22 protein-coding genes are annotated in these 19,197 nt (G+C 70.5%); 14 read left to right on the forward strand and 8 right to left on the reverse strand.

What is annotated here, in order from left to right; all coding sequences use genetic code 11:
- Positions 1 to 296: 296 nt before the first annotated feature.
- Positions 297 to 1,034 carry a copper chaperone PCu(A)C gene (locus EBH09_RS16400; protein ID WP_121747725.1) on the forward strand — a complete coding sequence of 246 codons (738 nt, stop codon included), beginning with the start codon at positions 297 to 299 and terminating at the stop codon, positions 1,032 to 1,034.
- Between the two features lie 96 nt (positions 1,035 to 1,130).
- On the opposite strand, the gene EBH09_RS16405 is transcribed toward EBH09_RS16400, so the two are convergent.
- Entirely contained in the window at positions 1,131 to 1,811 is a 681-nt protein-coding gene (locus EBH09_RS16405; RefSeq protein ID WP_043381903.1) for a response regulator transcription factor, read from the reverse strand.
- The gene (locus EBH09_RS16410; protein WP_121747726.1) at positions 1,808 to 3,079 is read right to left on the reverse strand and encodes an ATP-binding protein; all 1,272 of its coding nucleotides are present in this window, start codon (positions 3,077 to 3,079) and stop codon (positions 1,808 to 1,810) included. The genes EBH09_RS16405 and EBH09_RS16410 overlap by 4 nt, the downstream gene beginning before the upstream one ends.
- 242 nt (positions 3,080 to 3,321) lie before the next feature.
- On the opposite strand from EBH09_RS16410, the gene phoU reads away from it, so the two are divergent.
- The 8 genes from phoU to EBH09_RS16445 all read left to right on the forward strand — a co-directional run bounded on the left by phoU (position 3,322) and on the right by EBH09_RS16445 (position 8,403).
- The gene (gene phoU, locus EBH09_RS16415) at positions 3,322 to 4,011 is read left to right on the forward strand and encodes a phosphate signaling complex protein PhoU (protein ID WP_121747727.1); all 690 of its coding nucleotides are present in this window, start codon (positions 3,322 to 3,324) and stop codon (positions 4,009 to 4,011) included.
- Between the two features lie 237 nt (positions 4,012 to 4,248).
- Positions 4,249 to 4,404 (forward strand): hypothetical protein, encoded by a 156-nt coding sequence (locus tag EBH09_RS37855; RefSeq protein WP_193776344.1) that lies wholly within the window; start codon positions 4,249 to 4,251, stop codon positions 4,402 to 4,404.
- 88 nt (positions 4,405 to 4,492) lie between these two features.
- Positions 4,493 to 4,741 (forward strand): SCO4226 family nickel-binding protein, encoded by a 249-nt coding sequence (locus EBH09_RS16420; protein ID WP_121747728.1) that lies wholly within the window; start codon positions 4,493 to 4,495, stop codon positions 4,739 to 4,741.
- Positions 4,742 to 4,868: 127 nt separating this feature from the next.
- Positions 4,869 to 5,228 carry a hypothetical protein gene (locus EBH09_RS16425; protein ID WP_121747729.1) on the forward strand — a complete coding sequence of 120 codons (360 nt, stop codon included), beginning with the start codon at positions 4,869 to 4,871 and terminating at the stop codon, positions 5,226 to 5,228.
- A gap of 230 nt (positions 5,229 to 5,458) precedes the next feature.
- A complete protein-coding gene (locus EBH09_RS16430; protein WP_121747836.1) occupies positions 5,459 to 5,842 on the forward strand; it encodes a RidA family protein in 384 nt (127 codons plus the stop codon).
- 11 nt (positions 5,843 to 5,853) lie between these two features.
- Positions 5,854 to 6,096, forward strand: coding sequence for a hypothetical protein (locus tag EBH09_RS16435; RefSeq protein ID WP_238697335.1), 243 nt, complete (start codon positions 5,854 to 5,856; stop codon positions 6,094 to 6,096).
- 34 nt (positions 6,097 to 6,130) lie between these two features.
- Complete coding sequence (locus EBH09_RS16440) at positions 6,131 to 7,156, forward strand: Bpu10I family restriction endonuclease (protein WP_121747730.1); 1,026 nt, start codon at positions 6,131 to 6,133, stop codon at positions 7,154 to 7,156.
- Positions 7,157 to 7,167: 11 nt separating this feature from the next.
- A complete protein-coding gene (locus tag EBH09_RS16445) occupies positions 7,168 to 8,403 on the forward strand; it encodes a DNA methyltransferase (RefSeq protein WP_121747731.1) in 1,236 nt (411 codons plus the stop codon).
- Positions 8,404 to 8,461: 58 nt separating this feature from the next.
- Here EBH09_RS16445 and EBH09_RS16450 read toward each other — a convergent pair whose 3' ends face one another.
- The gene (locus tag EBH09_RS16450) at positions 8,462 to 9,223 is read right to left on the reverse strand and encodes a phosphoglyceromutase (RefSeq protein ID WP_121747732.1); all 762 of its coding nucleotides are present in this window, start codon (positions 9,221 to 9,223) and stop codon (positions 8,462 to 8,464) included.
- A 166-nt stretch (positions 9,224 to 9,389) separates the two neighbouring features.
- On the opposite strand from EBH09_RS16450, the gene EBH09_RS16455 reads away from it, so the two are divergent.
- Positions 9,390 to 10,742, forward strand: coding sequence for an MFS transporter (locus EBH09_RS16455; RefSeq protein WP_121747733.1), 1,353 nt, complete (start codon positions 9,390 to 9,392; stop codon positions 10,740 to 10,742).
- 25 nt (positions 10,743 to 10,767) lie between these two features.
- Here EBH09_RS16455 and EBH09_RS16460 read toward each other — a convergent pair whose 3' ends face one another.
- Positions 10,768 to 11,220, reverse strand: coding sequence for a DUF2000 domain-containing protein (locus EBH09_RS16460; protein ID WP_121747734.1), 453 nt, complete (start codon positions 11,218 to 11,220; stop codon positions 10,768 to 10,770).
- 49 nt (positions 11,221 to 11,269) lie between these two features.
- Here EBH09_RS16460 and EBH09_RS16465 point away from each other — a divergent pair, with 49 nt between their 5' ends.
- Positions 11,270 to 12,076, forward strand: a complete 807-nt coding sequence (locus EBH09_RS16465; RefSeq protein ID WP_121747735.1) for an AraC family transcriptional regulator — start codon at positions 11,270 to 11,272, stop codon at positions 12,074 to 12,076.
- 10 nt (positions 12,077 to 12,086) lie between these two features.
- On the opposite strand, the gene EBH09_RS16470 is transcribed toward EBH09_RS16465, so the two are convergent.
- Positions 12,087 to 12,608 carry a YbjN domain-containing protein gene (locus tag EBH09_RS16470; protein ID WP_121747736.1) on the reverse strand — a complete coding sequence of 174 codons (522 nt, stop codon included), beginning with the start codon at positions 12,606 to 12,608 and terminating at the stop codon, positions 12,087 to 12,089.
- Positions 12,601 to 13,974, reverse strand: coding sequence for a D-inositol-3-phosphate glycosyltransferase (gene mshA / locus EBH09_RS16475; RefSeq protein WP_121747737.1), 1,374 nt, complete (start codon positions 13,972 to 13,974; stop codon positions 12,601 to 12,603). Before mshA ends, EBH09_RS16470 begins: the two co-directional genes overlap by 8 nt.
- A 189-nt stretch (positions 13,975 to 14,163) precedes the next feature.
- Between mshA and EBH09_RS16480 the strand changes: the two genes are divergently transcribed.
- The 3 genes from EBH09_RS16480 (at position 14,164) to EBH09_RS16490 (ending at position 17,950) form a co-directional block, all read left to right on the forward strand.
- A complete protein-coding gene (locus tag EBH09_RS16480; RefSeq protein WP_121747738.1) occupies positions 14,164 to 14,976 on the forward strand; it encodes a class I SAM-dependent methyltransferase in 813 nt (270 codons plus the stop codon).
- 175 nt (positions 14,977 to 15,151) lie between these two features.
- Entirely contained in the window at positions 15,152 to 16,264 is a 1,113-nt protein-coding gene (locus tag EBH09_RS16485; protein ID WP_121747739.1) for a C40 family peptidase, read from the forward strand.
- A gap of 270 nt (positions 16,265 to 16,534) precedes the next feature.
- Positions 16,535 to 17,950: a fused response regulator/phosphatase gene (locus EBH09_RS16490; RefSeq protein ID WP_193776346.1), complete on the forward strand. Its 1,416-nt coding sequence runs from the start codon at positions 16,535 to 16,537 to the stop codon at positions 17,948 to 17,950.
- A 153-nt stretch (positions 17,951 to 18,103) separates the two neighbouring features.
- Here the strand turns inward: EBH09_RS16490 and EBH09_RS16495 are convergent, their stop codons facing one another.
- Entirely contained in the window at positions 18,104 to 18,439 is a 336-nt protein-coding gene (locus tag EBH09_RS16495; RefSeq protein ID WP_193776347.1) for a DUF2516 family protein, read from the reverse strand.
- Between the two features lie 117 nt (positions 18,440 to 18,556).
- On the reverse strand, positions 18,557 to 19,168 hold the full coding sequence (locus EBH09_RS16500; RefSeq protein ID WP_121747741.1) for a hypothetical protein: 612 nt from the start codon (positions 19,166 to 19,168) through the stop codon (positions 18,557 to 18,559).
- Positions 19,169 to 19,197: the final 29 nt, after the last annotated feature.

Below are 19,197 nucleotides of genomic sequence, written 5' to 3' on the forward strand. Positions count from 1 at the left end.
AATTCGTGCGCCGATCCACGACCGGTATGACAGCCGGCTTCTTATGTGAATGACGGACGAGTACGAGCCACAAAGTGACGCGGGAACCGGTCTCGGAACGAGCGCGCCGCGCACACCGCCCGCGCACACCGTCCGCGCGCCGGTCCTACCGCCTGCCGGGCGAAGCCGGGCGTCTTGGGGGAGGGTCGGGTGCGGCGGCCCGGGAACGGCTCGGTAGCCTGAAGCCGCTGACAGACACTTAGGGCGGCTTTATCCGTTGCCGCCACCTCGCTCGAGTCCAAGGAGTTGCCGCCGCCGTGAGCAGCAGCCTTCGACGCGGTGCCCTCGCCGCCGCCGCCATCGCGTTCTCGATCGCCTCGCTCGCCGCGTGCGGTGCCGGTCACAACGCCCAGACGCTGGAGATCAAGCCGGACAACGCTGCGACGAGCGTCGGTGACATCCAGATCCAGAACGCGATCGTCATCACGCAGCCCGACCTGGAGTCGACCGGCCCGGCCGTGGTCTCCGCCACCCTGTTCAACGAGGGCAGGTCCGACCAGAAGCTCGAGTCCATCACCGTGGCCGGCACCGGCAAGTCCGCCGAGCTGAAGCCCGCCGAGGGCGAGAAGGGCGGCAACGGCGGCCTGACCGTCCCGGCCGGCGGTTCCCTGATCCTGGGCGGCGAGGGCAACGCCTCCGCCGTCCTGCCCAGCAGCCGCGAGGCCATCCAGGACGGCAACGCGCAGGAGATCACCTTCACCTTCAGCAAGACCGGCGAGGTGAGCCTGCGCGCCTTCGTCGTCCCCGCCGAGAGGTACTTCTCCGAGTGGGGCCCGAGCGACGTCCCGGCGGCCCCCGGCTCGTCGGCGAAGCCGTCGCAGGACGCCTCGGGCGAGCCGTCCGACGGCCAGACCTCCGGCGCCCCGGCCGACGGCACGACGGACCCCTCGACCGGCGAGTCCGCCGACGCCGGGGACGGCACCGAGGGCGGGACCGGCGCCGGTACGGCGACGGACGGCACCTCGCAGGAGACCGGCACCGGCGCCGGTCACTGAGCACCGTGACGCCGAAGGGCGGGACCTCTCCGGGAGGTCCCGCCCTTCGTCGTACCGCCTTCCGCCGAGGGCGCCTGCGACGCGCGCCCGGGCGCTCTACGGCTCGAACTTGTAGCCGAGCCCGCGCACCGTCACCAGGTACCGCGGCGCGCCCGGGTCGGGTTCGATCTTGGCGCGCAGCCGCTTGACGTGGACGTCGAGGGTCTTGGTGTCACCGACGTAGTCGGCACCCCAGACCCGGTCGATCAGCTGCATGCGGGTCAGCACGCGGCCGGCGTTGCGCAGCAGCATCTCCAGCAGGTCGAACTCCTTCAGGGGCAGGTCGACCTTGGTGCCGCCCACGGTCACGACGTGCCGGTCGACGTCCATGCGGACGGGGCCGGCCTCCAGCGCGGCGGGGGCGACCTCCTCCGGCTCGCCGCGGCGGCGCAGTACGGCGCGGATGCGGGCGACCAGCTCGCGGGAGGAGAAGGGCTTGGTGACGTAGTCGTCGGCCCCTATCTCCAGCCCGACGACCTTGTCGATCTCGCTGTCCTTGGCGGTCACCATGATCACGGGGACGTTGGAGCGGCCGCGCAGCTGGCGGCAGACCTCGGTGCCCGGCAGGCCGGGCAGCATCAGGTCGAGAAGCACGAGGTCGGCGCCGTTGCGCTCGAACTCGTCGAGTCCGTCGGGGCCGGTGGTCGCCACGGCGACCTCGAAACCCTCCTTGCGGAGCATGTACGACAGGACGTCGGAGAAGGACTCCTCGTCCTCGACGACGAGCACACGGGTCACGGAAGGACCTCCGGGGCGGGAAGCGTTTCGTACGGGGAAGTATGGGGGGATGAGGGGGACCGCTCGGTCTCGGCGTTGAGTCCGGCGCGGTCGGGGCGCCGCTGTGCGCGGTCGCGGGCGGGGCCCGACTCCGGCAGTCGCAGCGTAAAGGTGGAGCCCTGGCCTTCGGCACTCCACACCGTGACCTCCCCGCCGTGCGAGGCGGCCACGTGCTTGACGATCGCGAGACCCAGGCCGGTTCCTCCGGTGGCCCGTGAGCGGGCCGGGTCGACGCGGTAGAAGCGCTCGAACACGCGCTCCTTGTCCTTCTCCGAGATGCCGATGCCCTGGTCGGTCACGGCGATCTCGATCTGATCGCCGCCGGGGGCGTTGACGCGGCGGGCGGCTATGCCGACGCGGGTGCGGGCGGGCGAGTAGTTGACGGCGTTCTCGACGAGGTTGCCGAGGGCGGCGGCGAGCTGGCCGCGGTTGCCGCGTACGTGCAGATCCGCCGTTCCTCCGGCGGCCATGGTGATCTGCTTGGTGCCGGCCGCGTGCCGGCAACGGTCGATGGCCTCGGCGACCAGCTCGTCCACCCGGACGGGCTCGGCGTCGTCGAGGGGGTCGTCGTTCTGGACCCGGGACAGGTCGATGAGTTCCTGTACCAGGTTGGTCAGGCGGGTGGCCTCGATCTGCATGCGCCCGGCGAACCGCTCCACGGCCTCCGGATCGTCCGAGGCGTCCATGACGGCCTCGGACAGCAGCGAGAGCGCGCCCACCGGCGTCTTCAGCTCATGGCTCACATTGGCGACGAAGTCGCGGCGTACTGCCTCGATGCGGCGGGCCTCGGTGAGGTCCTCGACCAGCAGCAGCACCAGCCGCGACCCGAGGGGCGCCACGCGTGCGGACACGGCGAGGGCCTCGCCCCGCCCCGTCCCCCGCCTCGGCAGATCCAGCTCGACCTGCCGTATCTCCCCGTCCCGCCGGGTGTCCCGGGCCATCTGCAGCATGGGCTCGACGGCGAGCTTGCCGCCCCGGACCAGGCCGAGGGCGTACGCCGCCGAGCTGGCCTTGACCACCGCGTCGGCCTCGTCGAGGACGACCGCGGAGGAGCGGAGTACCGACAGGACGGTGTCCACGCCGGGCGGCAGCACGGGGTCCGTGTGAAGCGAGGTGCGCGTGGGGCGCTTCTGCTCCCGCTCGCTCCAGCGGAACGCCAGCATGGCGATGACACCGGTGAGCACTCCGGCGATCGCTGCCGCTGCGGCGACCGCCGCGTTCACGTCCATGCATCCAGGTTAGGCATGCCGAACGGCCCCGCCCCAGCCATCGGACTGCGACCTCGAACACTCGTCGCCCAGAGTTCACCTTGGAGCCAGGGATGGTTCATTTGTGGTGCCGGAAACGGACGCGTACAGGCCGGAACGTGTAAGCGTGGGGGCACGGCAAGGGGTGCGAGCCGGCAACGAGCCAGCGCAAGCGGGTACGAGCCGGTGCGAGCCCCACAAACGGACGTACGAGAGGGAACCTGATGCGGGACGCGTACCACGAGGAACTTGATTCGATCGGCGACAGCCTGGTGGAGATGGCCCGGCTGGTCGGGTCGGCGATCGGGCGCGCCACGACCGCGATCCTCGACTCCGACCTGAAGCTGGCCGAGAACGTGATCGAGGGCGACCAGAAGGTCGACGAGCTCCACCACGAGCTGGAGGCCCGCGCGATAGCTCTGCTGGCCCGGCAGCAGCCGGTGGCGACGGACCTGCGCATCGTCGTCACCTCGCTGCGGATGTCGGCCGACCTGGAGCGCTCGGGCGACCTGGCCCAGCACGTGGCCAAGCTGGCCCGGCTGCGCTACCCGGAGCGCGCGGTCCCGAGCGACCTGCACGCGACCATTCTGGAGATGGGCCAGCTCGCGCAGCGCCTGATGGCGAAGGCGGCCGAGGTGATCATCACCAAGGACGTCGATCTCGCCCTCCAGCTGGAGCAGGACGACGACGCGATGGACCTCCTGCACCGCACCCTCTTCCAGCACCTGATGGACGACCGCTGGAAGCACGGCATCGAGACGGCCGTCGACGTCACCCTCCTCGGCCGCTACTACGAGCGCTACGCCGACCACGCCGTCTCGGTCGCCAAGCGCGTGGTCTACCTGGTCACCGGTGAGCACGTGGGCGACCTCCAGGCGGACATCCAGCCGACGACGCAGGTCGACGAGTCCTGACGGCACCTTGCGGGGCCTTGTGGGGTTTTGTTGGGACTTGCGGGGCCCACGCGGACCTGGGCGGGGCTCCGACAGGACCCGGCACGGGCCTTGGCGGGGCCCGACGGACCCGGCACGGACCTGGGTGGGAGCGCCCGGCGTGGGCCAGGGGCGCGCACGATCGCCCCAGTGCGCCGTTGATGCGACGGCCACTGGGGGCGTGCAATGGGCCCAGGCACCAGCCTCTAGGAGGAACCCATGGCCGATTCCCCCAGCACCAAGCCCGCCCCCACCCAGGAACGCCGGACCGAGCAGCCCCCCGAGCCCCGCAGCCTGCCCCTGATCGCCGCGTGCGGCTGCGGATCGGGCTGCGGCTGCGGCTGCCAGTCGGGAAATCCGTGCCAGTGCGGCTGACGCACCGGCGGTACTACGGCGGCCGGGTTCGCCCCGGCCGCCGTACGGGCGCACCCTGGAGGTAAGACCCTGAAGGGGGTGCGAAGCCATGGCTCACTTCATGGACGTGCACCACGGCATGCACGGCATCACCGCGGACCAGCTCCACGAGGCCCACCAGGCGGACCTCGCCATCGGGAAGGACGAGGACGTCCACTTCGAACACGCATGGGCGGACCCGGCCTCCGGTACGGTCTACTGCCTCTCCGAGGCCCCATCGGCCGACGCCGTCCAGCGCGTCCACGAACGCGCGGGCCACAAGGCGGACGAAATCCACGAGGTCCCGCTGACGGTATAGAGCGCCGGTACGTCCCTCCTCCCCCGAGTACCGCGCCGTCCGACTTGAGTACGGGTACTCAGGCCCGGGCCCCCGCCCCCGTCCGACCCTGGGACACAGGACGACGACCAAGGGGAGACGACACCCGATGAAGACCAGCCGGACCAGCCGGATACGCGCCCTCGCCCGCCTGACCTTCGCCAACCGCGCCTCGGCGGTCTACCTCGCCCTGGTCGGCGGCGCGATGGCCGTCGCCGCGCTGGAACCCCTCTTCACGTCCAGCCCGGACGCGTCCCTCATCTGGGTATGGCCGGCCCTGTTCACCTTCCCGGCCTTCGGCTTCGTCGCCTGGCTCGGCGAAGCCGGCTGGGGCGGCGACGCGCCCACCTGGTTCTTCACCGGCGGCATCGTGCTCGCGGCCCTGATCCAGTCACTGGCCCTGGGCACGGCCTGGGACGCCCTGCGGGGGCGCCGGGAGCGCCGGGGACGCCTGACGACGGCGAGCTGACGCGGGGGGTCGGTGGATCGGCCGGGCCGACCGGCCGTCAGTACCCCCGGCTAAAGTCACGAACGCGCGGTCGGCTGCCGGGGGTTCCAGCTCTGTAGGGAATGGTTGCATCCCCGTCCTGTCCGGGGGCGGCCCGGAGATCCCGTCCGGGACCCAACCGACGGACGGGCTCCGTCGATGACCAGGGAAAGACCTGTCAGCGCCGACCGCGCACCCTTGACGTGCCGACCGTGACAGAGCGGCGTTCCATCCTCAGCGGCTCGACCTTCGAAGAACGGATCGGCCACGCCCGTGCCGTGGTCGACGGCGACTGGGTGCACGTGTCGGGCACCACCGGCTTCGACTACGCCACGATGACGATCTCCGAGGACGTGGCGGACCAGGCCGAACAGTGCCTGCGCGACATCGAGGCCGCGCTGACCGAGGCGAAGTGCACCTTCGCCGACGTGGTCCGGGTCCGCTACCTGCTCCCCGACCGAACCGACTTCGAGCCCTGCTGGCCGGTCCTGCGCCGCGCCCTCGGCGAGATCCGCCCGGCGGCCACGATGCTCGTGTGCGGGCTGGCCGACCCCCGCATGAAGATCGAGATCGACTCGCCGTCCACCACGCGGTGATGCGGCCGGTCTTGCCTCAACTCGAACGCCCCGGCAACGCCGCCCGGGTCTGGCAGGCCCGCGGCCGTCGCTACGTCGCCAACCGCCGCATCCGGGACGTCATCACCCGCACCGGCCGTTACGACACCAGCCGCACCCAACTCCTCTGCTTCAGCGGCGCAGGCTTCAACGACAAGGCCCGCCACGCCGCCGCCACCTCACCGGACGTCCAACTCGTCGGTCTGCGGGCCCTGTACGGCGGCGACGGAGCCTGACCGGACCTCCCCCAGCTGCCGCTAGGCTCCCCGCATGAGCAGCGACGAAGCCCTCTTCGCGTCCATCGAACCGTCAGAAGCAGCGCCGGCGAATCCCGCCGATGCCGGGCCGTTGGCCGACGCCAGTGCCCAGGCACCTGAGCGAGTGCGGCCAACGCCTCACAAGTCGAAGCTCGTTGAGCTGCTCAAGAACCCGAAGCTGCCCGAGGACGACAGGTTCGCGGTCGAGGAATCGATAGAGCGATACAAGTCATGGGTTGGCGACATGGCGAGTATCGACGCCACCGGCAACGAACTCGTGCGACGCCTGGTCGACCTGACCAACGACTACAAGAAGAGCGTGGAGCTCGATCTGATCTGGGACAGCGGAGAGGATTTCCTGTTCAGGCAACGGGGACAGCTGAAGATCGACAACTCGATCATTGAAGAGTTCCTGCCGTGGTTGATCGATCCGCGGGTGATTCCCGCCTTGGCCGATCAGGATCTGTTCGCCGGACCGGCCGGAGCTTTTGCTGCCGCCTACTTCTCCAGTTCCCTCACGGCCCCGGCCAGTGACATCTCCATGGCGGTCAGGAAGAAGGACCAGGACTTCACACTGAGCCGGCGCGCCTACTTGAAGGCATCGTTCAAGTCGGACTTTCCCGCTGAAGCCACCTCCAGCATGGACGTATGGCTGGCCTATGTGGCCGCCGAATGCAAAACCAATCTGGACAAAACAATGTTCCAGGAGGCAAGCGCAACTTCCCACGACCTCAAGGTGGCCGTACCAGCCGCTCGCTACTACTTGATCTGCGAGTACCTTGACATGACGCCCATCAGTACCGCTGGTACAGATATTGACGAAGTATTGATCCTGCGCGGTAAGAGGCTGGGCTCCCACAAGAGGAAAGCTTACTCGTCAGCCGCAAACAGGAAGCGGCTCCGGTCGGAATATGTCGATTACATCGAGGCCAATCCGATCAGGTATGATGTCGTGCAGCGATTCGTCGACCATCTGAAATCCCTGTTCGAGGCCAAAGATCCGAACGAAGAAGATGTCGTCACCAAGGGATATTTCTAGAAAGCAGGAGAATGGACGTCGAGGAGACCTTTGACGCGGTCCGGAGGCGTGAATTCGACCGCAGCTTCATCGGGCAGGCTGATCTCGACGTGCTCGTGCGGGAGCGGCGCAGTGCGCTCCCCTGGCGCGGCCAGTTCACCCCGGGCCTCGTGAGCAAGCTCCTCGACGCCTACTATCCCGGCTCCGGAATGGTAGTCGATCCGTTCCTGGGCAGTGGCACGACTGTCCTGGAATGCATTCGGAAGGGTATCCCGTCGGCCGGTGTCGAGATCAATCCCGCGGCGTTGGAGCTGTCGGGCATCCTGGAGATCGCGTCATTGCCGCACGATCAGCGACTACGGATCGTACGGGAAGCCTCGTCGTACCTGGACAAGGTTGACGACGCGGGGCAGGACACGCTCTTCGGCAGCTCGGCAGGCATCGAAGACGTCGTTGAATACCTGCTCGATGGCCATCGCGGTGCCGTCGACAAGAACATCGAGCGCATCTTTTCCACCACCCTCCTGCTGAGCATGGGGGACAAGAAGGAAGCAGACGCGAAGAAGGTCAAGAAGTCCTGGAATCAGGTGCGAGACCTGATCATGGACTTCCCCTCCGCCTCGGTCCCCTCCCAGGTGATCGCCGGCGACGCCCGCAGGGTCCCCCTCGGCGACGGGTGCGCAGGTCTTGTGGTCACCTCCCCCCCGTACATCAACGTGTTCAACTACCACCAGAACTATCGCCCTGCGGTGGAAAACATCGGCTGGAATGTCCTGCCTGCCGCCAGAACCGAAATCGGGTCCAACCGAAAGAATCGCCAGAACCGATTCCTGACAGTCATCCAGTACTGCGTCGACATGATGCAGGCGCTCTGCGAGATGGAGCGGCTGGTTTTCGAGGCGGGGAACGTCGTCCTGGTCGTGGGCCGCGAGTCCCGGGTGCGTGGCGTCGCGTTCTCCAACTCCGAAATCGTGGCCGCTCTGGCTGAAGGGCTTCCCAACCTGCGGTTCGCACGGTGGCAGGAGCGCAAGTTCACCAACAGGTTCGGCGCTGTGATCTACGAGGACGTCCTGTCTTTCGAGGTGGACAAAACATCCGTCATCCCTGGCGGAGCGAAGTTGGATGCATTCTCTCGTGACGTAGCACGCCACATATTGACGGAGGCGCTGGACCAATCGACGGATGACGTGCGGAAAGATCTGCAGAGCGCCGTCGAGAGCGTAACGAAAGTAGAAGCTTCGCCAGAATTGAGCCTGCTGAAGGTCTGAGAACACTTGAGCCCCCGCACCGCGAACAGCCGCGGTGCGGGGGCTCAGTGCTGTGGGCCTACTTCTTCTTGCCCTGGTTCTTCACGGCCTCGATCGCGGCCTTCGCCGCGTCCGGGTCCAGGTAGGTCCCGCCCGGGTTCAGCGGCTTGAACTCGGCGTCCAGTTCGTAGGAGAGCGGGATGCCCGTCGGGATGTTCAGGCCCGCGATGTCGGCGTCGGAGATGCCGTCGAGGTGCTTGACCAGGGCGCGGAGCGAGTTGCCGTGGGCCGCGACCAGGACCGTGCGGCCGGTGAGGAGGTCGGGGACGATCGCGTCGAACCAGTAGGGGAGCATGCGGACGACGACGTCCTTGAGGCACTCCGTCTGGGGGCGCAGCTCCGGCGGGAGGGTCGCGTAGCGGGCGTCGTCGAACTGGGAGTACTCGGCATCGCGGTCCAGCGCGGGCGGCGGGGTGTCGTAGGAGCGGCGCCACAGCATGAACTGCTCCTCGCCGAACTCGGCGAGGGTCTGGGCCTTGTCCTTGCCCTGGAGGGCGCCGTAGTGGCGCTCGTTCAGGCGCCAGTGGCGGTGGACGGGGATCCAGTGGCGGTCGGCGGCCTCCAGCGCGAGCTGGGCAGTGCGGATCGCGCGCTTCTGGACGGACGTGTGGACCACGTCGGGCAGCAGGCCGGCGTCCTTGAGCAGCTCGCCGCCGCGCGTCGCCTCCTTCTCGCCCTTCGGAGTGAGGTTGACGTCCACCCAGCCGGTGAACAGGTTCTTCTCGTTCCACTCGCTCTCGCCGTGGCGGAGGAGGATCAGCTTGTACGGTGCGTCGGCCATGGCTCCGAGCGTAATCGAACCCCGTGATGCCCCGCGCGGTGCGCCCGGTGGGCGGACGGTTGACGAGAAGTGTTAATTGGCTGGCTTCCCGCGGCCCCGCGCTCGTAAGTTGTGCTCGCCGTCAGAGGCACTTACAGCCAGCCGCTTGTCGTTCACGGGGGTCTCCATGTCAGTCGTCGGAATGAGACGTGCCGTGCGCGAGTCCGTCTCCGGGCTCCCCCGCGAGTTCTGGTGGCTGTGGACCAGCACCCTGGTCAACCGGCTCGGTGCCTTCGTCGCCACCTTCATGGCGCTGTACCTGACCATCGACCGCGGGTACTCCGCCTCGTACGCCGGGCTGGTGGCCGCTCTGCACGGGCTCGGCGGGGTCGTGTCCTCGCTCGGGGCCGGGGTGATGACCGACCGGCTCGGGCGGCGGCCCACGCTGCTGGTGGCGCAGGTCTCCACCGCGCTGTCCGTCGCGCTGCTCGGCTTCGTGCGGGACCCGGTCGCCATCGCGGCCGTCGCCTTCCTTGTCGGCATGGCGAGCAACGCCTCCCGGCCGGCCGTGCAGGCGATGATGGCGGACATCGTCCGGCCCGAGGACCGTATCCGGGCCTTCTCGCTCAACTACTGGGCCATCAACCTCGGCTTCGCGATCTCCTCCATGGCGGCCGGGTTCATCGCCGAGGTCAGCTACCTCGCCGGGTTCCTGATCGAGGCGGGCATGACCATGGCGTGCGCCGTGCTGATCTTCGTCAAGCTGCCCGAGTCCCGGCCGGAGCGGACGCCCGGGAAGGGCGGGGCCGCCGGCCTCTCCGCGGCGAGCGAGCCCGCCGTCTCCCTCGGGACCGTCCTGCGCGACGGGCGCTACATGAGCGTGGTCGGGCTGTCCTTCCTCGTCGCCCTGATCTTCCAGCAGGCCTACGTGGGGCTGCCGGTGGCCATGGGCGAGGCAGGGTTCACGCCGGCCGACTTCGGCATGGCGATCGCCGTCAACGGCGTCCTGATCGTCGTACTGCAGATTCCCGTCACCCGGTTCATCGAGCACCGGGATCCGCGGCTGCTGCTCGTCCTCTCGTCCCTGCTGGCCGGGTACGGCTTCGGGCTCACCGCCTTCGCCGGGTCGGTCGGTGTCTTCGCCCTCACCGTGTGCGTGTGGACGCTGGCCGAGATCGTCAACGCGCCGACCCAGACCGGGCTCGTCGTCCGCCTCTCCCCCGTGCACGGGCGCGGGCGCTACCAGGGCATGTACACCATGTCCTGGGCGGTCGCCGCCCTCGTCGCGCCGCTGATGTCCGGGTTCGTCATCGACCACTGGGGCGCCGGGTGGCTGTGGGGTGTCTGCGCGGTCGTCGGCACGGTGGCGGCGGCGGGGTACTGGGCGCTCATGCGGGGGCTGCCCGAGGAGGAGGCCTTCACCTCCGCTGCCCCGGAGGACGCCGGAGCCCCGGAGGACGCCGGAGCCCCGAAGACCACCGGACGGCCCGAGGTCTCCCGGGCCGCCGAGCCTGCCAAGCCCGAGGTCAGCGCGGCCTGACGGCCGCCTTCGGGCGCCCGCGTACTCACGGGTGCATCCGTGCCCCCTTCAGCACCTTGTCCACCGCGTTCCTCGGGCCGTACACCGCGAGGCCGACCAGGTCCAGTCCGGCCGTGGGCACGGCCCGTACCGCCGCCCGGTTGTCGCGGTCGTTGCCCGTGGTGAAGAGGTCGGACGTGAAGAGTGCCCGGGGCAGGGAACGGGAGAGCACACGCGCGTGGGCGTTCGCCAGCGTCTCCTTGGTGCCCTCGAAGACCAGTACCGGCTGGCGGAACATCGGCAGGTAACCGACCGCGTCGGCGTCCTCGTACGGCTCCCCGACCACCTCGGGGAACTGCGCGCCCAGGCCGCTGACCAGGAAGGCGGTGACGTTCAGGCGCTGCCAGGTCTCCAGGTCCTCGCGGAGCAGGACGGCGATCTTGGTGTCGAAGCGGACGGGGGCGTCGGAGGGCGCGGGGGCCGCGTCGTGCGTGCTCATACGGTGAGACTGCCGGTCGGTGTGCGGCCGGGTCTTGTACGTTTTTTGCATGGCCGACCAGGACCGGCGGACCGTATCCGCCTGGCGCCCCCTAGTCCCGGGCGTCGTCGAGGTCTTCCACGCCCACTTCACCGAGTACGCCTACCCGATGCACGTCCACGACGCGTGGACGCTGCTCATCGTCGACGACGGGGCCGTACGGTACGACCTGGACCGGCACGAGCACGGCACCCCGCACGACACGGTGTCGCTGCTGCCGCCGCACGTGCCGCACAACGGCTCCCCCGCCACCCCGGACGGCTTCCGCAAGCGCGTCCTGTACCTGGACGCATCCCGGCTGGGGGACGAGCTGATCGGACCGGCCGTCGACGGCCCCGACCTGCGTGATCCCGTGCTGCGGCGGCGGGTCGGGCAGCTGCACTCCGCGCTCGCCCTGCCCGGTGACGAGCTGGAGGCGGAGAGCCGGCTGACGCTGATCGGCGAGCGGCTGCACGAGCATCTGCTGCCCCGGGGAGAAGGAAGCCCGGTGCGCCGACGGGACCCCGTCCTCGCCCGCCGGCTGCGTGAGCTGCTCGACGAGCGGGTCGTCCGGGGGATCGGCCTGGAGGAGGCGGCCGCGCAGGTGTCCGCCCATCCGGCCCACCTGGTACGGGCGTTCAGCGGCGCCTACGGCATCGCACCGCACCAGTACCTGATGTCCCGGCGGGTCGACCGGGCCCGGCGGCTGCTGCTCGCGGGGAGCGGCCCGGCCGACGTGGCCGCCGCGACCGGGTTCTACGACCAGGCCCATCTGACCCGGCACTTCAAGCGGCTGGTGGGGATAACGCCGGGACGCTACCGCACCAGCGGGCACTGAGCGCGAGGGCTCAGTCCTCGGCGCGCTCGGTGCGCTCGGTGCGCTCGATCAGGTGCTGGAACGCATCCAGGTTCCGCGTCGACTCCCCGCGCGAGGTCCGCCACTCGTGCTCCTTGCGGATGGCGGACGCGAAGCCCAGCTCCAGCAGGGTGTTGAAGGCGCCGTCGGCGGCTTCCAGGACCTGGCCGAGGAGGCGGTCGATCTCGTCGGGGGTGACGGTGGCGAGGGGGAGTTTCGCGGTGACGTAGATGTCGCCGAGGCGGTCGACGGCGTAACCGACGCCGTAGAGCTTGAGGTTGCGTTCCAGGAGCCAGCGGTGGACGGCGGGTTCGTTCTCGTCGGGGTGGCGGATGACGAACGCGTTGAGGGAGAGGGAGTGCCGGCCGAGGAGGAGGGAGACGGTCGTCGACAGTTTGCGGGTCCCCGGGAGCTTCACGACGTAGTTGCCGGGCTCGGGGCTCTCCCACTCCAGCTCGGCGTCCTTCAGGGCGTCCTCGACGACCTGTGCTGCCTTCTGTGCTGCCTCAGCCATGGTGGGAGCGTACGCGACGGCGGTGGGAGTGGATCGCGGCCGTGTAGGCGTCGGCCGTGGCGGCGGCGGCGCTGTCCCAGCCGAAGGACTGGGCGTGCCGGGCGGCGGCGTCGCCCATCCGGGGCGTCAGCTCCGGGTTGTCGGCGAAATCGCGCAGTACGCGCGCGTACGCGGCGGGATCGTGGCCCTGGACGAGGCGGCCGGTGTGCCCGTCGCGCACGGCGACCGGGAGGCCGCCGACCGCGGCGGCGAGCACCGGCGTACCGGCCGCCTGGGCCTCTATGGCGACCAGGCCGAAGGACTCGCTGTAGGACGGCATGACCAGCACGGACGCGGCCCGGAACCAGTCGGCGAGCTGCTCCTGCCCGACAGGCGGGCGGAACCGTACGACGTCGGCGATACCGAGCCGCGCGGCGAGTTTCTGCAGCCCCTCCGGCTTGGCGAGGCCGCTCCCGCTGGGGCCGCCGACGACGGGGACGACGATGCGGGAGCGCAGGTCCGGGCGTTCGTCGAGGAGTACGGCCACGGCACGCAGCAGTACGTCGGGCGCCTTCAGCGGCTGTATGCGGCCGGCGAAGAGCGGGATCAGCGCGTCCTGCGGCAGGCCGAGGCGGGCGCGGGCGGCGGCGCGGGCGGACGTGACGTCCCCGGGGCCCGGGTCGGAGCCCTTGGGGAAGGGGCGGAAGCGTTCGAGGTTCACGCCGGGGTGGACGACGGCGACCTTGGCCGGGTCGGCGGCGTAGTACCGGACCAGTTCGTCGGCCTCTTCGGCGGTGTTGGCGATCAGCCGGTCGGAGGCGGCGACGATCTGCGTCTCGCCGATGACGCGGGCGGCCGGTTCGGGGGTGTCGCCGTCGGCCAGGTTGGCGTTCTTGACCTTGGCCATGGTGTGCATGGCGTGCACCAGGGGGGCGCCCCAGCGCTGGGCGGCGAGCCAGCCGACGTGGCCGGAGAGCCAGTAGTGGGAGTGGACCAGGTCGTAGTAGCCGGGGCGGTGGCCGGCCCAGGCCTGCATGACGCCGTGCGTGAAGGCGCACAGCTGGGCCGGCAGCTCTTCCTTGGCCAGGCCCTCGTACGGTCCGGCGTCGACGTGGCGGACGAGGACGCCCGGGGCCAGTTCGACGGTGGGCGCGAGCGCGGCGGTGGTCGCGCGCGTGAAGATCTCGACCTCGATGTTGATCGCGGCGAGGCGCTGCGCGAGCTCGACGATGTAGACGTTCATGCCGCCGGCGTCGCCGGTGCCGGGCTGGTGGAGCGGCGAGGTGTGCACGGAGAGCATGGCGACGCGGCGCGGCCTGCGCAGCAGCCGGAGCCGCGGGGAGGCCGCCGGTGAACGACGCCCGAGCCTGCTGACGTACTGGCTCACGAGCCGTCCTCCTCGCTGCGGGCATGCCGGTCGGAGGACACGCGCCGCCCTCCAAGGGGTGGAAACACCGGGCGGCGGTGCTCCATTTCCGGTTTCCCGACCTTTGCCTAATCATTACCGCCGATCGATCAACCGTTCGAGCGCTGGTTGCGTCAAAGAGAGCGGGCAGAGCCGCATACCCTCGTAGGCATGCCCTCCCGCGCCACCCCCCGCCCTGTGGGCACCGTCACGCGCGGGACGACGAATCCGAACCGGCTGCGCCGCATGGACCGCTGGATCGCGGCCACCCACGGTGCCGAACTGCGCCGCGCCGCCGATCCCGTCGCCGTCGACCTCGGGTACGGCGCGGCCCCCTGGACGGCCGTCGAGCTGCTGCACCGCCTGCGCACGGTCGCCCCGCTCGCGCGCGTGGTGGGCGTCGAGATCGACCCGGCGCGCGTGGCGGCGGCCGAGCCGTACGCGCGCGCGGGGCTCGCCTTCCGGCACGGCGGCTTCGAGATCCCCGTCCGCCGGCCCCCGCTGCTGATCCGCGCGGCGAACGTGCTGCGCCAGTACGACGAGGACGAGGTGGCCGCCGTCTGGCAGCGGCTGTGCGCGCGGCTCGCGCCGGCGTCGGAACGGTCCCGCGGCGGGCTCCTGGTCGAGGGGACCTGCGACGAGATCGGACGCAGGCACGTGTGGGTGGCGCTCGGCCCCGGGGGGCCGCGCACGGTCACCTTCGCGACCCGGCTGGGCTCCCTGGACCGCCCCTCCGACCTGGCGGAACGGCTGCCGAAGGCGCTGATCCACCGCAACGTGCCCGGCGAGCCCGTGCACGCGTTCCTGCGCGACTTCGACCGCGCCTGGGCCGCCGCCGCGCCCTACGCCTCCTACGGCGCCCGCCAGCGCTGGACGCGGGCCGTGCGGGACCTGACGGCCGACTGGCCGGTGACGGACGGGCCGGTGCGGTGGCGGCAGGGCGAAGTGACGGTGCGGTGGGAGGCGTTGGCGCCGCGCGCGTGAACTCGCGGACACGGGCGGGGACGCGGGTGTGCCGGGAACGATCTCGGTGCGGCGTTCGTCACACAGCGGGGGAATCGCCGTGGGAAAGCACGACCTCTGTCGCTTTCCACGCCGGCATGGCACGATCCCCCAGGCGACCTATGTTACTGACGGTTAATCAGTTTGGGGGCGAGGTATGCGTACGGGGAAGCATGGCTTGATGACCGCTGCCGTGACCGTGGTCTGCGCGGTCACCGTGCTCGCGGCACCGGGCACGGCGTTCGCGGATCCCGGGCCCACACCCTCACCCGGCACCCCGAGCGCCTCACCGTCCCCGGCCGCCACACCCGGCAAGGACCTGGAAGCCGTACGCAAGAAGCTCGACAAGCTCTACCGTGCGGCGGCCTCCGCCACGGACGAGTACAACGCGGCCGAGGAGAAGGCGGACAAGCAGTCCGCCGAGATCGTCGAACTGGCCAAGAAGATCGTCAAGGGCCAGGAGAAGCTCGACGGACTGAAGGACCGCGCGGGCGCCGCGGCCCGCTCCCAGTACCGCACCGGCGGCCTGCCCGACGAGGCCAAGCTGCTTCTGAGCGACGACCCCGAGGACTTCCTCGACGGCACCGGCCGGGTCAGTCAGGGCCAGCGCGCGACCAAGGGCCTGCTCGGCGAGATGACGCGCACCCAGGAGGACCTGAAGGCCTACGCGGCGGACGCCTCCGCCCAGTTCAAGAAGCTGGAGGCGAACCGCGAGGCCAAGGCCACCGCCCAGAAGAAGATCGAGAAGCAGATCGCGGCGGCCGAGAAGCTGGAGTCCGAGCTGGAGAAGGAGGAGAAGGAGCGCCTCGCCCGGCTGGAGCGGGAGGCCCAGGCCAGGGCCCAGACCGCCTGGCTCGACTCCGGCATCCTCAAGGACCTCGACACCGAGGCGACCGAGCGGGGCAGGAAGGCCGTCGAGTACGCCACCGCCCAGATCGGAAAGCCGTACCAGTGGGGCGCCGAGGGCCCGAAGGCCTACGACTGCTCCGGCCTGACCTCGCAGGCCTGGGTGTCGGCGGGGCAGTCGATACCGCGCACCTCGCAACAGCAGTGGAAGCAGCTCAAGCGCGTCGACATCGAGGACATGCGCCCCGGCGACCTGATCATCTACTTCGACGACGCCAGCCACGTCGGCATGTACGTCGGCGACGGCTCCGTCGTGCACGCCCCGCGGCCGGGACGCTCGATCACCATCGCGGGGGCGGGCACGATGCCGATCCTCGGCGTCGTACGTCCGGACACGGGCGCGGGCGCGACACCCCAGGAGTGACGCGGGCCACGCCCCTCGCGCCGGGCCGTGAAACGGGCCACGTGACCCAGTCCACGCCCGGAGCGCCACCCCGCGTGACCTTCGTCATCCCCGGCCCCCGGTCGACGTGTCCAACTGCGGTACGGAACGCGGCATATGACAGCGGCCGAGGACCGACCGGCGTGTTCTGGACCATTCCGCAGCGGCACCGTCACCCGCTATGGTCCCCGTCGGTGGGTCGAGGTCCCTCGCCCCGCCATGCCCTCGGGGGGAGGGAAGGAAACCAAGACGATGCCCGTACCCGTACCGCGGCAGAGGGCGATCCCGGCCGTGGAGTGTGGTCAGGCGCCCGCCGCGTCCCCGGACAGCGGCCCTTCCAAGGAACAGGCCCCGCCCGGGACGAACACGGCCGAAAACCCCACCACTCGGCGAGAGAACCCCACGGAGAAGCGCGAGAAGACCACGAACGAGACCACGGACCAGCCCGGGAGCACCGCTCCCACCAACCTGACGCTGCTGCTGATCGAGGACGATCCGGGCGGCTCGCCGATCGTGCCCGACCTGCTCGACCAGTCCGGCAAGCCGATCCGCGTGCGCACGGCCCGCAACCTCACCGAAGCCGAGCGGCTGCTGACCGACGACGTCCAGTGCATCCTGCTGGACCTCGCCCTGTCGGCGCCCGCCCCGGCCCGCGCGAGCGCCGACGGCAACGGGGACGGTGACGGGAGCGGGGACGACGAGCTGGCCGTGCTCAGGCACGTGCTGGAGCTGGCGCCCCGGCACGCCGTGCTCGCGCTGACCTCCTCCAGCGACGCCGAGCGCGGCGCGGAGGCCGTGGCGGTCGGCGCCCAGGACTACCTGTTCCGCGACGAGCTCGACGGCCGGCTGCTGAGCCGGGCGATCCGCTACGCCGTCGAGCGCAAGCGGTCCGACACGGCGGAGCGGCGCCTGGCCGAGGGCCGGCTGCGCGCCCAGGAGAACCGCCGCCTGGAACGCGGCCTGCTGCCGACCCCGCTGCTGGCCGGGTCCTCGCTGCGCTTCGCCGCCCGCTACCGCCCGGGCCGCTCGCGTGCCCTGCTCGGCGGCGACTTCTACGACGTCGTCCGCACCCCGGACGGCACGGTGCACGCCATGATCGGCGACGTCTGCGGGCACGGCCCGGACGAGGCCGCGCTCGGCGTGGAGTTGCGGATCGCCTGGCGCGCGCTGACCCTGGCCGGCCTCTGCGGCGACGAGCTGCTCGGCACGCTCCAGCAGGTGCTGGAGCACGAGCGCTCGGACGACGAGATCTTCGCGACCCTGTGCGCCGTGGACATAGCCCCGGACGGCCGCCGCGCCGGCCTGTGCCTGGCCGGGCACCCGTCACCCCTGGTCGCCGGTCCGGGCACGCCCGCACGGCTGCTGCCCTACGACAACAACGGCCCGGCGCTGGGACTGCTGCCGGGCGCCCGCTGGCCGCGGACGCAGGTGGAACTGGGCGCCGAGTGGAGCCTGATGCTCTACACCGACGGCCTGATCGAGGGCCACGTCGGCGAGGGCCGGGAGCGGCTCGGCCAGGACGGCATGGTGGAGATGGTCCGCCGTCAGTTCGCCGAGGGGCTGCAGGGCGAGCAGTTGCTGCGGGCGACCGTCAACGAGGTCCGCGAGCTGAACGGCGGCGAACTGGCGGACGACGTGGCAGTGGTCCTGCTGGACCGGACGGCCTGAGCGGGGCGGACGCGACGCCCGCGGTACGGATTGAGCGCGGTACGTATGCTCGCCGTACGGGTCGATCGCCGTACGGATGACCGTCGCGCCCCGCCTGGCGGTTCGTTGTGGCTGGTCGCGCAGTTCCCCGCGCCCCTTTGGGCGCGGCGCGCTTCAGCGTCCGCCGTTGTACGGGCCGTAGGGGCCGTCGCTGCTGGAGCCGCGGCGGCTGCTGCGGCCGCCGCCCGGCAGGCCGCGCAGGGCGGGCCGTACGTCGACCATGTACACGATCGTCGCGATGAGCCCGATGATCGGCAGGAACGACAGGATGTTGAAGATCAGGTTCACCACGAAGGCGATCCCGAGAATGATCAGCCAGAACGGCTTGGTCTTCTTGTCCGCCGCGCGGTAGGCGTCCTCACGGCGCACGGCGGCGTCGACCAACGCGAAGCCGCTGAAAAGGATCAGGGCGATGCTCAGCAGCCACATGAAGCCTGCGAACCCCTGCATCAGCACAACGTCCACCACCAGACTCGGATCGTCTCTACGCGGTCACCGTACCCGGAGAACGGGCCGGACACCCCAAGGGTGCCCGGCCCGTACCGTACCCGCGGTACCCGTCGCCGGTTACTTGGCGGGCGGCGTCGTCTTCTTCGCGGTGCCGTTGGTGCTCTTCTTGGCCGGGGCCTTGCGCGGGGCGGGGGCCTTCTTCGCCGCGGCGGCCCTGTCCTCCGTGACCTCGACCGTCTCGGACTTGGCGGGCTTGGCCGGCTCGACGGCCACGGCGAACTCCTCCACCTCCTCGGCGATGTCCTCGATGCCGTCGGCGGCCTGGCCGCGCCAGGTGCGGACCGCGTGCTCGCCGCGCTCGGCGACCTTCTCGTAGGTCTCCCGGGCCTTGACGGCGTACTCGGCGGCGACGCCGACCGAGCGCAGCGCGAGGTCCTGGGCGCTCTCGCCGAGCTTCTTGAGGTCGGTGTCGAGGGAGCCGAAGAGCTCGTTGGCCTTGGCCTGGAGGGTGCCCTGGGTCTCCTTGACGCGGGCCGTCGCCTTCTCCTGGACGGCCTTCGGGTCGGTGTTGCGCACGGCCTCGATACGGGACGGTGCCTCGGCGCGCAACTGCTCCACCAGCACCGGCACCTTCTTGGCCTGCTGGAAGGCCAGGTCGGCGGTGCCCGCGGCGAAGTAGAGCGGGGTGGGGTCGCTGAAGGTCTTGCGCAGGTCGTCGGTGATGGCCATTTTGATGGTCCTCCGGTATTGCGTTCGGC

Source organism: Streptomyces sp. E2N166 (genome assembly GCF_003671715.1).
GTDB classification, from domain to species: Bacteria; Actinomycetota; Actinomycetes; order Streptomycetales; family Streptomycetaceae; genus Streptomyces; species Streptomyces thinghirensis.